Genomic DNA, 14,346 nt, shown 5'->3' on the forward strand with positions numbered 1-14,346 from the left:
ATAACCTTATAAACTGCAATCGGTGACATAAAAAGTAGAATTATATATCAGTTCCGACTCAAAGTTCTCCCTCGTTTTGCCCTAAATATCGGGTTCGTACTGCGGTATAACAAGCTAATTTGGAAAGAATAATTGTTTGTGTTGCCTGAAAAGTGCCGGGATGCATATTGGGAAAATGCTGAATGTTTAACTTTGCACGATGAAAGAAGAAATAGCAGTAATTTTTGATATGGATGGCGTGATCTGCCATACCAACCCTTATCATTCGATGGCGTTTCGCGAATTTTTTTCCAAACGCGACTTGTCACCTACGGACGAAGAATTTGCAATGCACATGTTTGGCAAAAGCAACAGTTACATTCTCAGCCATTTTCTGCAAAGGGTCATTGAAGGAGAAGAACTTTTGCAAATGGAGAATGAAAAAGAAAGTCTTTTTCGCCAGATCTACGAACCATATATAGATCCCATTGAAGGGATCGTCGCTTTTATTCATGATTTGCATAGCAATGGTGTCAAATTGGGCGTGGCCACCTCAGCGCCGCAAGCCAACCTGGATCTTATCCTGACAAAAGTTCCGATCCGTTCACATCTGGGCTCCATAATGGCGAGCGAAAATGTGAAAAAGCACAAGCCGGATCCCGAAGTGTATTTGACCAGCGCGAAAAATCTGGGCGTCGAGCCCGATCAATGTGTTGTGTTTGAAGATTCTTTTTCCGGCGTTTCAGCTGCTATTAATGCTGGAATGCGTGTGGTCGGCGTATTAAGCTCTCATACCAAAGAAGAATTACCTCCCTGCAATCTTTACATTGAAAATTACAGGGAGATGACTTATCAGAAAATCAAAGCTTTGTTCTGAACCGGTTATAATGTGACCGCGTCTTTCACCGTCACATCGTAAGCGCCGGTAAGGACTTTTGCATTTCTTTTCAATTGCAGGAAGATCCTGTAACGTCCCGCTTTTGGAAAAGAATAAGGGAAAGAAATACGGTTGCCATGGTCCATGCCGGTCATGGCGCCGTCTTTTATGTCGTACATACCCATTTCAGTCATTAAAAAAACTTCCCTCTCTTCCATGGGCATAGCCTTTAATTTGGCCAGATAACGATCAATGCTATCTCTGAACATCGCGGGCGCAGGCGCTTTTGCAGTCGTTGCAGTGTCGGCCATGCGGTCTTTAAATGTCTGTTCGGCAGCCATTGCAAATGTTCCTGTTGGGTGTAAATGAATGTAAACCGAACCGTCCGTACGCACCACTGCCACATGTCCGGTCATGCCGAGATATGGTTCGGGATAACAAGCGCTGCCATCGGGATTGAAAAATTCAAATGTAAGCTGATACGGCTTTCCGGCATCCAATGGCTTGTTAGACATTCCCTCCCACACCGCATAGGAGCCGTCTTTAAAGACTGTTTTGGTTCCTGGTTTGCCACAAATGACAACATTCTCATCCAGTGGCACATTGCCCGGGGCATTAATAGGGTCAGTGACAACGTAAGTATCTTCTTCTGCTGTAACAAGCAAAGCTTTCGCGTCGCGTTGTTCGGGAATGTCAATGGTGTCTACAATGGTTTCAGCGAAGCCTGATCGCTGTACAATGTCGCTGTAAACGAGATATTTACCAGCCGGCAATTTAGGAAGGAATGCTTCGAATGTGGTGCTATCCTTGCGTTCGGGATGAATGTGCGCGAATGCGTCCAGTCCCGGCGTGCGCACGAGGAACGTATGCATAAGCTTGCCATGATCGGGGATCAATGTACTGAGCATGCTGCCCCGGCGCTGCACGTTCCAGCCTGTTGTATCGATCTTTAATTGAAAAACCCTTTGATCATTGGCTTGCAGAATAGCCGCGCTTCCTTTAATGGGTTTGTAAAGCCACTGTTTGTATTCGGCCGCCCAGCTATCCCACCAGCTGCTTCCTCCATATAAAATGAGCGAGCATATCACAGTTGCAATGCCCATATTTACCCAGCGTTTTCTTCTTTGAACGGGCGTTAATGTCTCCCCTGGCCTTAAAATCCCATCGCTGACGCTTGCGCCAATGGTTGTGATCATTAGTAAAAAGAGCAAAACACCCAAAATGCTCAGTCCAATGCCCAGATTTTTCGGCATGTCGCGCTCGGCGGTGGATACGGCAGCAATAGGGACAACAAGCTCGCCTTTGCCCTGATCGCCCTCAATTTGGATCTGTGCACCGGAAGAACCCGATTCCATTAGCCAAACCACTCCCTGAAACTGGCCTGTTTGTCCTGCCACTTGTGTAAGTTCATCCGGCGACGGCGCGCCTTTGTCCCCGGAATAAAAGTAAATGGGCCGGGCCAGGACTTTTTTAGCATTGCCATTTTCGACGAAAACAGTAATTTTTGCAGTTCCCGGAATAACGTCTGGCGGTTCAATGCTCACCAGCACTTTATATGGACCGGCCTGTCCCTGCATTTGCACGCCGGCGCTTCCTACGTGTGCTTTTGCAGTCACACAGACCGCCAAAAGCAGGATGATTAATATAAAATTTTTCATCGTTGAATTTTATGCATCCAGTTGCCCCAGGCCAAACCAATGCGTGTTGAAATCAAACTGGCGATCAATGCTATGCCCAATCCTTTTAATAATTCAGGCGTCGTTTCCACCATCCACGGGCCAAATTTGTAGCGATATTCCCAATCCGGGCTGTTCCCGAAATACCAGTAATGGCTTCCAAAAAACCAATTTCTCGCATAAGGTGATTCCATCAGAAATGACCCTAAAAACCATTGAAAAAAAAAGAAAACCAATAAAAAGGCAGTTCCTAAAATCACAGCCAGCTTCCAATCATTCATATAACCGTAACGATGGCGCAGGAAATCAATCGCAATGGCCGGAATGATGAGCAGCAACGGGAATTGGAAACCCTGATAATGATCGATATGATTCAAAATCGGGCCTAATTTCGGTTCGGCTGGAAACAAAGGGATGATCCAGAGTGTGAGCAGCATTAACGATGTATAAACGCCGGTTGCAGCAGTGATCGCCCATTTTTGGCGCACGGCTTTGCCTACTGCCATTAACAAAATTGGAAATGCTGCGGAGGAAAATATGTAAAGGCTCGAACGATGCATGCGCATGCGCCCAAGTTCTTCGGAAAGCAATGTATACCAAATGGTTAACAGAAAGCCAGCCGACAAAGCGAAAAGCCAGAACAATGTTTTATCCAGCGCTTTTTTCTTGTCGACAAATTGTGCCGAACGCAGTTTGAGCTGATTTTTGACCGCGATGACGCTGATCATTGCACCAAACTGAATGCCAATGATACCTAAAATCAGCACCGTATGAGGCGGTGAGAGAATGGTAACGTCCAGTCCGTAAGTGTTATGCCACCAGTCGTCGAATGGTGCAGAAGTAAGCATAGCCAATGCGCCCCAAACGCAAAAAAGAGATCCTAATGAGCTATAAAAAAAGCCCCAGATTTTCACGCTGGCTGCTTTTTCCAGATCCTTTCCCCAGAATGTTTTTCTCAAAATCTCAAACCCGGAAAAGAGACCGGCAACAACGGCGCCGAGATAAATAACGAGGTGTGGAGGAGACAAAAGTCCGTCACGGCCAATGCTCATATGCCAGCAAATGTCCCATATCAGGCCGGTAATGACGCAGAAGGACGCAAAAACTGTGGCGTAAATGTAGATAGGGATGTCAGGACTGGTATTAAGCCGGACAACCCGGCCTCCGACATTTGGCGGAGGGCCAATAGTAGTTTCCATAAAGTTGAGAAAGGATTTAATGCTTCAATATAATATTTATCATGCAGAACAGACAGTCGTCGAGTGCTTTACCCCTATTTTACACGAAAAAATACAATGTCAATGACTGAACGGCTTAGAATGGGCGCATTGCTTTGACGAATCTTCCTTTGAAATAATTGGAAAAAAGATTGTCCTCCCGCACGCCGCGCGATGTGGAAGCATGAATAAACATAATCTCGTCCTGATTTCGGACGTCGGTCACAATGCCCGCGTGGGAAACATAGCCTTCTTTTCCAGCTTCCGGTACAAAAAACAGCCAGTCACCGGGCTTAATGTCCTTAATGCTGCCCACTTCCTGTCCAAATTCAGATTGCTGCCACGAAATCCGTGGGACTTTTACACCGATTTCGGAATAAACTGAGCATATCAGACCGGAGCAATCAATGCCATTTTTATCATTTCCGCCTGAGCGATAAGGAGTTCCGGCATAGGTGCGGGCAACCTGGACCACTTGCGGAACAGCGGATGCGGGCAGATCTCCCGGCCTGCTATATGTTGGTTTTGAAGCAGTAGCAGGTTTTCTGGCAGGCGTTCTTGCCGGAGGCCTGCGCGCCACAGCTCCCCGCGATTTGGATGACCTTGAAGGTGCGTATCTTGAAGACTTGGATCTTTCCGGGGTTTTACGAAGCGTATCGCAGGCAGATAAAAGTATGGTTAATGCCAACGTGCAGATCGTGAATTGAAAACAACGGGTAATGTGGTTCTTCATGCGCAAGCTTTCTGTTAGTAACGATACTTTTACCAAAAATAGTAAAGATTTATGAAGCGAACTGATGGAATAACCAACGAATATGTCACTCTGGATAGGGTGAACAGGGTACGATTTTGTATGAAAAAATAGGCTAAATATTATGTCCCTGACCGCTTTGTAAGTAGTTTTGTTGTGTTTTAATCGAATCCAAATTTTATTTGCTCCTAATGAAAATTATTTGTGTAGGAAGGAATTATACCGAGCACATTGCTGAATTAAATAACGAAAAACCGGACGCTCCCGTAATTTTTTTAAAGCCGGAGACAGCGCAGGTCAGGGCAGGGGAGCCATTCTTTTATCCTGATTTTTCGAAGGACGTGCATTACGAAGTAGAACTTGTGGTGAAGATCAATCGTGTAGGAAAGAACATTGAAGAGCGCTTTGCGCACAAATATTACGAAGAGATCGGTGTGGGCATTGACTTCACGGCGAGAGATTTACAATCCGAATTGAAAGCAAAGGGCTTGCCCTGGGAATTGGCGAAAGCATTCAACGGATCTGCTCCGGTTTCTGAATTCGTCCCTGTTTCAGATTTTGAAGACATTCAGAACATTAATTTTAGTCTGGATGTAAATGGTGAAACGCGCCAGAACGGCAATTCTTCCATGATGCTTTACCGCATTAATTACCTCATCTCTTTTGTTTCAAAATATTTTATGGTCAAAAAAGGTGACCTGATTTTTACAGGAACGCCAAAGGGCGTGGGGCCCGTGCAGATCGGGGATAAGCTTACGGCGTCCATCGAGGGCAAGAAGATGCTCGAACTGTTCGTTAGGTAAACCTGATCTTTTCGGTCGCAGGACCAGTCATTCATACACTTCGCTTTCATGCATTATCTTTTCCGGACAATGGTCCGTATTGGTTTGTTTTTTTCGGGCTTGATGGGCTTATGCTCGCTTTCTATTGCTCAAACACAAACTTATCCAAAAGGTTATTACCAGTTTCCGATCAGGCCGGGGCTTGCCAATTCGCTGGCAGGCGGGCTGGGTGACTTGCGTACAAACCACTTTCATGCGGGCCTTGACATTCGTACGGAGCAGCGCGAGGGCCTTAATGTGTACGCAGCGGCGGAGGGATATGTTTATAAAGTAGCCGTTCAGCGGAGTGGTTACGGCAATGTGATTTATTTACGCCATCCCAATGGTCAGACCACGGTTTACGGTCATTTGCTGAAATTCAGCGATCCCCTGGCCACTTATGTGCGGGAAGAGCAGTATAAAAAGCAAACTTTCGAGATCGATCTTTTTCCGGAAGCGGGAAAATTTAATTTTAGAAAGGGTGAAATTATCGCTTTATCAGGCAATACAGGTGGTTCTGCGGGGCCGCATTTGCATTTTGAGATCCGCGATTCCAAGGATAATTACCTTAACCCATTGTATTTTGGTTTCAATGAGATCAAAGATGTTACACCGCCGAAATTTGTGAACCTTGCAATAAGGCCACTGGACATTAATGGTCGGGTGAATAGCCAGTTTGACCGTAAAGTTTACGCGCCGGTTAAGCTAAAAGATGGCTCTTACCGACTCCCGGACACTGTTTCTGCAACTGGGATTATAGGCATTGATATGGTAGCGCACGACCAGATGACGGGCACGGGGTTCCGTTACGGTTTACAATGCATTGAAATCAAAATGGATGGAGATGAAGTGTTTTCTTATAACATTGAGATATTCCCCAATTCCGCGACAAGAGATTATAACAACCTGATCGACTATGAAACCGAGCAGAAAACCGGGCAGCGCTATCTGAAATGCTATGTTCCGGACGGCAACAATTTTAATTTATACAAAACCAATGCAATCAATGGCAAGCTGAACATTGCGGATACGTTGCTGCATGAAGTGCGTATTAAGATCACGGATTCTTACGAAAATGCCTCCGAGCTTGTCTTTACAATCAAGGGTGAGCCTAAAAATCCGCCGCTTCCGGTTTATGATGTTGAAATAAATCCTGAATACATTCAGACGGACGTGCAGGAAAACACATTGATCGTGAAAGCAAAACATTATCGCAGCACCATTCCATTTGCGACCTATTATTCCAATGGAAAGGAAGTGAAAAAAGACCCGGATTTTTATGCAAGTGAGACAGCGGTTTTCCTGACAGACCTGAGAACATATACGCCCGATTCGGTTCAAATTGGCAAAACGACTGTGAAGACTTACCTGCGAAGTCAAATTTATCCGGCGGTTGCATCGAGTTATAAGGCTGAAAAATGGTCGGTTGATTTTAAAAACACCAGCATATTTGACACATTGTTCCTGACCGGTCAGCAGAATTTCAATGCATTAACCATCAATAATCGCGGAACGGCGCTTAAAGATTATATTTCTGTTGCATTCTCGCCGGAGAATGTCCCGGAAAACAAGGAAAAAACGCGTGTTTACCGCTATTTGGATGGTTATTATCGCTTTTTAGGAGGAACGTGGGTGGATAATGAGATTAAGTTTGAAACAAGGGAGCTCGGAACATTTGTTATCCAGGCTGACACTGTTCCTCCGAAGATCCGGCTGGTGGAGCATAGTAAGGACAGGATTCGCGGATTTATCGGCGACGCCACTTCCGGGGTTGATCATTACAAAGCATTGGTCAACGGGGAATGGGTGCTGATGAATTTTGATTCCAAAAAAGGCTATATCTGGTCAGAAAAGCTGGATCCTGAGCTGCCGTTTGAAGGCGAACTGACGCTGGAAGTGACAGATAGGGCAGGAAATAGTACTATCTTGCAAACCGAATTGAAAGATCTGCCGGTTGTGCGGAAAAAAACGAAAAAACGAAAAAGGTAAAAGTATGGGACTTCAAGTTGGCGATCCCGCCCCCGCATTTTCTGCGAAAGATCAGGACGGTAAAGAGGTGAAACTTTCTGATTTTAAAGGAGAAAAACTCATTCTTTACTTTTATCCAAAGGACGATACACCCGGTTGTACGGCGCAGTCATGTAACCTTCGCGATAATTATGATGTTCTTTTAAAGAGAGGTTATAAAGTGCTGGGCGTAAGTGTGGATGATGAGAAATCGCACAGGAAATTTATCAAAAAATATAACCTTCCTTTTCCGTTACTGGCTGATACTGACCAGAAATTGGTAAATGATTATGGCGTTTGGGGCGAAAAGAAATTATTTGGCAAAGAATATATGGGTATCATCCGCACAACATTCGTCATTGATGAAAAGGGTGTGATTGAAGAAGTGGTGCAGAAAGTGGATACGGAAAATCACACTGATCAAATTCTTAACAAAAGTGAGTAATAAACAGTCATTCGGAAAGCCGTAATAATAGGACATTTACGTGCTGAAAATGAACGCATGAAGAACGTATTTGATAAATAGAAAATCGATAAACATGGAAGTTGAACAATTAGAAAAAGTAGCCTCACAAGTGCGCAGGGACATTGTCCGTATGGTGCACGGCTGCCAGTCGGGACACCCCGGAGGTTCTTTGGGCTGTACAGAATTACTTGTGGCGCTTTATTTTGAGCGTATGCAATTGAAAGAACAGGATGGTAAGCCGGTTTTTGACATGAATGGCAAGGATGAAGACCTCTTTTTCCTTTCTAATGGACATATTTCGCCAGTTTGGTATAGTACGCTTGCGCGCAAAGGATATTTCCCGGTTGAGGAAATGGCAACTTTCCGTAAGCTGAATTCGCGCTTACAGGGTCACCCGACCACGCACGAGCACTTGGAAGGCATTCGTATTGCATCCGGATCACTAGGACAGGGAATGTCTGTGGCGATCGGTGCTGCGATGGCAAAGAAACTGAACGGTGACAAGGGTCATGTTTACGTGTTGATGGGCGATGGCGAGCAGCAGGAAGGCCAGGTTTGGGAAGCAGCAACATTTGCGCCGCACCACCAGGTTGATAACCTCGTTGCATTCATTGACTTAAACGGTCAGCAAATTGACGGCCCGACGGTGAAAGTAATGAACAACCGCGATCTGGGTAAAAAATATGAAGCATTCGGATGGGAAGTGATTTCTATCGAAGAAGGCAACGATATGGCAGCAGTGCTAAAAGGTCTTTACGAGGCAAAAAGCAGACTTGGACACGGCAGACCGATCATGGTTTTGTTGCACACAGGGATGGGTTATGGCGTCGATTTCATGATGGGCAGCCACAAATGGCACGGCGTAGCGCCTAATGATGAGCAACTTGCGGCAGCGCTTGGCCAGTTGGAAGAAACAATGGGAGACTATTAATTATATACAATGAAAAAATACACCTTCACTGAGAAGAAAGATACACGTTCGGGCTTTGGGGCTGGGATGCATGTGTTGGGGCAGCAGAATCCTAATGTGGTGGCACTTTGTGCTGACTTGGTTGGTTCGCTGAAACTCGAACCATTTATAAAAGAAAATCCGGACCGTTTCATCCAATGCGGTATTTCGGAAGCCAATATGATCGGCGTTTCTGCCGGTTTGACCATTGGCGGTAAAATTCCTTTCGCTACAACATTCGCAAACTTTGCTACTGGCCGTGTTTATGACCAGATCCGTCAAAGTGTTGCTTATTCCAACAAAAATGTAAAGATCTGTGCTTCACACGCAGGTTTAACATTGGGAGAAGATGGCGCTACGCACCAGATCCTTGAAGATTTGGGGATGATGAAAATGCTGCCGGGAATGACCGTTATCAATCCTTGCGATTACAACCAGACAAAGGCGGCTACCATTGCGATCGCTGATTACGAAGGTCCTGTTTACCTGCGTTTCGGTCGTCCGGTAATCCCGGTTTTCACGGATGCGGATCAGAAATTTGAGATCGGTAAGGCGTGGATGGTGAATGAAGGAACGGATGTGAGCATTTTTGCAACGGGCCATATGGTTTGGGAAGCGATCCAGGCTGGTGAACTTCTGGAAGCAGAGGGCATCAATGCGGAGATCATTAACATTCACACCATTAAGCCTTTGGACGAAGAGGCGATCCTGAAATCTGTGGAGAAAACGGGTTGCGTTGTGACAGCTGAGGAACATAACCGCATTGGTGGTTTGGGAGACAGCGTTGCGCAGGTTTTGGTTAAAAACAAACTGGTTCCTCAGGAATATGTGGCTGTTAATGATAGCTTTGGAGAAAGCGGAACGCCTACGCAACTGATGGAAAAATACGGCTTGACAGCGAAGCACATTGTGGAAGCTGCGAAACGTGCAATTGAAAGAAAATCATAGATTTTTAAAGGTTTCTGGACGGTTTTTGCTGTCGGAAATGATTGAGTCTTGCGAAAGGTTAAAACCATGTTTTACTTTTTGCAAGACTCAAATTTTATTTGCCCTGAACCAAAAAATGAACTATTATTGACGTGTTTTGATTCGGGAATTAGTATTGATTAAATGTCTGACGAAGAATTATTATCCCTTTTTGAAAATCCCGAAACGCGCCGGAACGCTTTCAGTCAGCTGGTGCGGAAGTATCAGCAAAAAGTATATTGGCTGGTAAGGAAAATGGTCGTTGACCATGATGATGCGAATGACATTACACAGGATGTTTTTATCAAAGCCTGGACTGCGCTGGAAAATTTCCGTGGCGATTCCAAGTTCTACACGTGGCTTTACCGGATCGCAAGCAATGAGGCCATCAACTTCCTTAATAAGAAAAGAAAGCGCTTTTTCATTTCAATCAATGATGTAGAAAGTGAGCTCAGCGAAAAATTGGAAGCGGATCCATTGGTAAGTGGTGACGCCATTCAGCTCAAATTGCAGAAGGCATTATTAAAATTACCAGAAAAGCAAAGGCTGGTTTTTAACCTTAAATATTTTGAAGAGCTTCCCTACGAGGAAATTTCCGAGATCACCGGGACGTCGGTGGGTGCGCTAAAAGCTTCATACCACTGGGCTACAAAAAAAATTGAGGATTATTTAAACGAGACGGATTAAACCATTTCAAATTAGTTTGGTCAAATATTTACAAGAGTGGAAATATAAATAATCATGGATAATAAGCGCATACGACTGGATGATCTGAAAAAGGAGGTTCCTTTTACAGTTCCTGAGGGCTATTTTGACAAACTGCCTCAGATGATCCAAGCAAGAATTCCGTCGGAACCTGTTCGCAAGCCGGTAATAGGCTGGTCGTGGCAGCGTTCACTGGCGCTTGTGTCGGCAATGGCTTTGATCTTAGTGCTGGTATGGGTAACCGTTCCGGAACGTCAGGGATCGCTTGGACAGGAGCCATTAAGCGGCATCAGCAATGCATCCATCGTTAGTTACCTGGAAGATCAGGATATGAGTTATTACGATTTAAGTGAGCATAAAGTTGTTCAGAAAGCATTTGACACGGATTCCACTGTACTTTTTTACCTGGACGGACTTGAAGATGACATTCTTCGCCAGCAATTACAGGAATCGGTTTCAAGTGCTGAGGCGATTTGACCCTAACAATAATTATAAAATGAACTTACAAGCTATTACCAGACACCGAAATTTATTGACAATCCTCGTTGTGGCCCTGCTTTCGATTACAGCAGCTAGCGCGCAAAGGAAATCGGAGGAAGAGATAAAGAGAATTCAAGACGCGAAAGTTGCCATTATCACCAATCGTCTGAACCTGACACCCGAACAGTCGACGGGATTCTGGCCGGTTTACAATGAGTATTCTCAGAAAAGAAAAGAAATTCACAGGGCGCAGCGTAAGATCATTAATGATAAGAAGGCGGAAGGCCAGACCGATGATCAAGTCCTCAACAACCTGAAAGAAGTGCAGGAATTGCGTCAGAAAGAGCTGGATCTTGAAAAAGAATATCAAAACCGCTTTTTAAAGGTAATAACAGCAAGTCAGGTGATCGAATTGTATAAGGCGGAACGTACATTTAATGATATGCTTATCCAGCGCCTTAAGAATAAATAGAACATGAAGCGTTTTTGACCGACCTATCGGCTTATTACAAAGCGTTATCCCACATTGGCCACGGCCGGTTGTGGGATTTTTTATGTAAAAAAATAGCCGGAAATTTTCCGGCTATTTTTATTGATATCATTACTTAATGTTGGCATTATCAATGGCCGCCGACCACTTCCACGCCGCTTATGCCCTTGGTTTCCACGGTTATGTTCCGCAGCGGAGCCGCATGCTTTTTGAAATCCTGGATAATTTCCAGCACATCATAATCGATATTCATGGACTTGCTGCCGTCGATCACGACGGTGGCATTATCGGGCAAGTTGTCTAAGGTTGCGCTAATACTGCCTTTGTTCAGGAATGTAACTTCCTCAGACAAGATCAGCGTAATTACGTCTCCATCCCTGTGTTTTTCTTTCACATAATGGTAGGAATGTTTGTAATTTTTGCGAAGAATAAAATATATAGCAACCACCATTCCAATCGCGATTCCTTTCAGTAGATCGGTGCTTAAAATGGCGATAATTGTTACTATAAAGGGGATAAACTGTTCTTTGCCCAATTGGTACATTCCTTTGTAAAGAGAAAATTTGGACAGTTTATAACCAACCACTAAAAGTACAGCGGCAAGTGATGCCAATGGGATGTAATTCAAAAATGCCGGAATAAAAAGAGCAGAAAGCAACAAAATGGATCCATGCGTAATGGTTGCCATTTTAGTTCTTCCGCCTGAATCTATATTGGCAGAGCTTCGCACAATCACCTGCGTAATAGGCAAACCCCCGATCATACCCGATGTAATGTTACCGATTCCCTGCGCAATAAGCTCACGGTTTGTGGGCGTGTTACGCTTGAACGGATCTAATTTGTCAGTCGCTTCAACGCATAACAATGTTTCAAGACTGGCCACAATCGCCAATGTTAAGCCGATTGTATAAGTTTCAACCCGTGTAATGGCGGAGAAATCAGGAGTTTTGAAAAAACTGAAAAACTCGCTTGCAGAAGATGCAACGGGTAATTGTACCAAATGCTCACCCGACAATGCCCAGTCCGGCATTGATTTTGAAAATAAAAGATTAAGCAAAATTCCGGAAATCACCACGAATAAAGCACCTGGTACGAACCGGAAAAGCTGAATTTTTTTCATAAAAGGCCGGTCAAACAGGATTAGCAAACCGAGCGAGATCAATGATATAATGATGGCTCCGGTGCTGCTGTATTTCACCGCGTTGAAAAGCTCAGTAAATGTATTTTGGCCGTCTTTTTGAGCAAACGCCTCATCACCCATAAAATCAGCATCATAACCGAATGCGTGAGGGATTTCCTTAAGTATAAGGGTTATTCCGATGGCTGCCAACATTCCTTTGATGACAGACGATGGGAAATAATAACCAATGATGCCGGCCTTCATAAATCCGGCGATGACCTGAATAATCCCTGCAATGACAACCGCCAGAAGAAACGCCTCAAAGCTGCCCAGCGTATCCAGGGCATTGAGTACGATCACGACAAGCCCTGCCGCAGGACCAGACACCCCAAGTGACGATCCGCTGAGGAAACCAACGACGATCCCGCCGATCATTCCGGCAATTATACCTGAAAATAGAAGGTCCGAGCGCCCGGTTGAGGCCAGGGCCACACCAAGGCATAATGGTAACGCAACCAGATAAACGACCAGCCCGGCAGGGATATCAAACTTAAGGTTGGAAAACAAATTCTTTTTATCTGCTGACATACGATTATTTCTGATAAGTCAATTTGAAAACAAAAGCTAATGCGAAATCAGGCGAGGGGAGGAGTTTCCATCTTGTACACATTCTCCATGTCGTTCGCACTGTCCATCGTAACGCCCAGATCCTGGAGAACGCCGGTCCCAACTGCGTAAACAACCCCGTGAACCTGTAAAGCCTTCTTATTTGCCCAAGCATTCTGCACAATTGAAGTTTTCGCAAGGTCCATAACCTGCTCGATCACATTCAGCTCAACAAATCTGTCGGTTCTCTTCTGTCTGTCTTCAATGCTGTTAAGCTCGTCCTGGTGAAGTCTGTAAACGTCCTTAATGTGGCGCAGCCAGTTGTCTATGAGACCCACTTGCTTGTTCCCCATAGCAGCAGCAACGCCGCCGCAACCGTAGTGGCCGCAAACGATAATGTGTTGTACACCAAGCACATTTACCGAATAATCAAGCACGCTTAGCATGCTCATATCTGTGTGAATGACCATGTTGGCAATGTTGCGATGCACGAAAATATCGCCGGGCATTGTTCCGGTCAAGGCATTGGCGGGAACGCGGCTATCCGAGCAGCCGATCCACAGAAACTTCGGGCTTTGTCCGTTTGCAAGCTTTGTGAAGAATTCAGGATCCTGCTCGTTTGTTGCCGCGACCCATTTTTTATTGTTTTCAAATAGTTGGTTATATGACTTGATCATGATCTTTTTTTGAATAAAATTTATTTGAATAGGAGAACTTGAATGACACGCCCGGCGGGATGGAAAATACACATCCGCGGGAGCACCATGCTCACAGAATAAATAATGTCGAAAAAATCAGATCAATTCGGGTGGCGGAGAGAGCAGCTTTAACGATATCTCGTTTTGGAACCCCGAAGAATAGGAGAAAGTATTTTTGAGGGGAATTGATAAAGTGTTTTTATCAACATTGAAGTAATGAGAAATCAGCAACTGGTCGTCACTGATTTTCTCAACTTCGGTCTTTTCATTATCACAAGTGCCGGTATCGCAAACCACAGATGACTTTTCCTTGGCCAGCAAAATGCTGGCGACATCTGTGGCTTTACAGATGAGGAAGGCCGTAAGTAATATGAGACAAAGTGACTTAAGCAATTTGAGATGTGATTAGGTAAAGGCTTTTACTTAGCTTTCCATTGTTTTTCATTGTTTTCCAGCCAGCGTCCTACAAGGAACGCAGAACCGAGAAGAACCACATAAAAAACGATCATTATGATTGTCATTTCCATAAAAAAGCAAT

The 14,346-nt window shown here is 44.7% G+C and carries 15 protein-coding genes; 9 read left to right on the forward strand and 6 right to left on the reverse strand.

Going from position 1 to position 14,346, the window contains the following annotated elements; all coding sequences use genetic code 11:
- Positions 1 to 199 precede the first annotated feature (199 nt).
- Complete coding sequence (locus NFI81_RS23830) at positions 200 to 856, forward strand: HAD family hydrolase (RefSeq protein WP_234615987.1); 657 nt, start codon at positions 200 to 202, stop codon at positions 854 to 856.
- 5 nt (positions 857 to 861) lie between these two features.
- Here NFI81_RS23830 and NFI81_RS23835 read toward each other — a convergent pair whose 3' ends face one another.
- The 3 genes from NFI81_RS23835 to NFI81_RS23845 all read right to left on the reverse strand — a co-directional run bounded on the left by NFI81_RS23835 (position 862) and on the right by NFI81_RS23845 (position 4,482).
- Positions 862 to 2,514, reverse strand: a complete 1,653-nt coding sequence (locus NFI81_RS23835) for a DUF8832 domain-containing protein (RefSeq protein WP_234615988.1) — start codon at positions 2,512 to 2,514, stop codon at positions 862 to 864.
- The gene (locus NFI81_RS23840; protein WP_234615989.1) at positions 2,511 to 3,731 is read right to left on the reverse strand and encodes a hypothetical protein; all 1,221 of its coding nucleotides are present in this window, start codon (positions 3,729 to 3,731) and stop codon (positions 2,511 to 2,513) included. Before NFI81_RS23840 ends, NFI81_RS23835 begins: the two co-directional genes overlap by 4 nt.
- Before the next feature lie 115 nt (positions 3,732 to 3,846).
- Positions 3,847 to 4,482, reverse strand: coding sequence for a C40 family peptidase (locus tag NFI81_RS23845; protein WP_234615990.1), 636 nt, complete (start codon positions 4,480 to 4,482; stop codon positions 3,847 to 3,849).
- Positions 4,483 to 4,691: 209 nt separating this feature from the next.
- Here NFI81_RS23845 and NFI81_RS23850 point away from each other — a divergent pair, with 209 nt between their 5' ends.
- The 8 genes from NFI81_RS23850 (at position 4,692) to NFI81_RS23885 (ending at position 11,366) form a co-directional block, all read left to right on the forward strand.
- Positions 4,692 to 5,303, forward strand: a complete 612-nt coding sequence (locus NFI81_RS23850; RefSeq protein ID WP_234615991.1) for a fumarylacetoacetate hydrolase family protein — start codon at positions 4,692 to 4,694, stop codon at positions 5,301 to 5,303.
- Between the two features lie 48 nt (positions 5,304 to 5,351).
- Positions 5,352 to 7,310: a M23 family metallopeptidase gene (locus tag NFI81_RS23855; RefSeq protein WP_234615992.1), complete on the forward strand. Its 1,959-nt coding sequence runs from the start codon at positions 5,352 to 5,354 to the stop codon at positions 7,308 to 7,310.
- Positions 7,311 to 7,314: 4 nt separating this feature from the next.
- Entirely contained in the window at positions 7,315 to 7,773 is a 459-nt protein-coding gene (bcp, locus tag NFI81_RS23860) for a thioredoxin-dependent thiol peroxidase (protein WP_234615993.1), read from the forward strand.
- A 94-nt stretch (positions 7,774 to 7,867) separates the two neighbouring features.
- Positions 7,868 to 8,725 (forward strand): transketolase, encoded by an 858-nt coding sequence (locus NFI81_RS23865; RefSeq protein WP_234604016.1) that lies wholly within the window; start codon positions 7,868 to 7,870, stop codon positions 8,723 to 8,725.
- A gap of 9 nt (positions 8,726 to 8,734) precedes the next feature.
- Positions 8,735 to 9,691: a transketolase family protein gene (locus NFI81_RS23870; protein WP_234615994.1), complete on the forward strand. Its 957-nt coding sequence runs from the start codon at positions 8,735 to 8,737 to the stop codon at positions 9,689 to 9,691.
- A 162-nt stretch (positions 9,692 to 9,853) separates the two neighbouring features.
- The gene (locus NFI81_RS23875) at positions 9,854 to 10,396 is read left to right on the forward strand and encodes an RNA polymerase sigma factor (protein WP_234615995.1); all 543 of its coding nucleotides are present in this window, start codon (positions 9,854 to 9,856) and stop codon (positions 10,394 to 10,396) included.
- A 54-nt stretch (positions 10,397 to 10,450) separates the two neighbouring features.
- Entirely contained in the window at positions 10,451 to 10,891 is a 441-nt protein-coding gene (locus NFI81_RS23880; RefSeq protein WP_234615996.1) for an ash family protein, read from the forward strand.
- Between the two features lie 19 nt (positions 10,892 to 10,910).
- Positions 10,911 to 11,366 carry a hypothetical protein gene (locus NFI81_RS23885; RefSeq protein ID WP_234615997.1) on the forward strand — a complete coding sequence of 152 codons (456 nt, stop codon included), beginning with the start codon at positions 10,911 to 10,913 and terminating at the stop codon, positions 11,364 to 11,366.
- 148 nt (positions 11,367 to 11,514) lie between these two features.
- On the opposite strand, the gene NFI81_RS23890 is transcribed toward NFI81_RS23885, so the two are convergent.
- The 3 genes from NFI81_RS23890 to NFI81_RS23900 all read right to left on the reverse strand — a co-directional run bounded on the left by NFI81_RS23890 (position 11,515) and on the right by NFI81_RS23900 (position 14,201).
- Complete coding sequence (locus NFI81_RS23890) at positions 11,515 to 13,092, reverse strand: SulP family inorganic anion transporter (protein ID WP_234615998.1); 1,578 nt, start codon at positions 13,090 to 13,092, stop codon at positions 11,515 to 11,517.
- A gap of 47 nt (positions 13,093 to 13,139) precedes the next feature.
- Positions 13,140 to 13,787 (reverse strand): carbonate dehydratase, encoded by a 648-nt coding sequence (gene can, locus NFI81_RS23895; protein WP_234615999.1) that lies wholly within the window; start codon positions 13,785 to 13,787, stop codon positions 13,140 to 13,142.
- Between the two features lie 117 nt (positions 13,788 to 13,904).
- Positions 13,905 to 14,201 (reverse strand): hypothetical protein, encoded by a 297-nt coding sequence (locus NFI81_RS23900; RefSeq protein WP_234616000.1) that lies wholly within the window; start codon positions 14,199 to 14,201, stop codon positions 13,905 to 13,907.
- Positions 14,202 to 14,346: the final 145 nt, after the last annotated feature.

Source organism: Dyadobacter fanqingshengii (assembly GCF_023822005.2).
Classification (GTDB): domain Bacteria; phylum Bacteroidota; class Bacteroidia; order Cytophagales; family Spirosomataceae; genus Dyadobacter; species Dyadobacter fanqingshengii.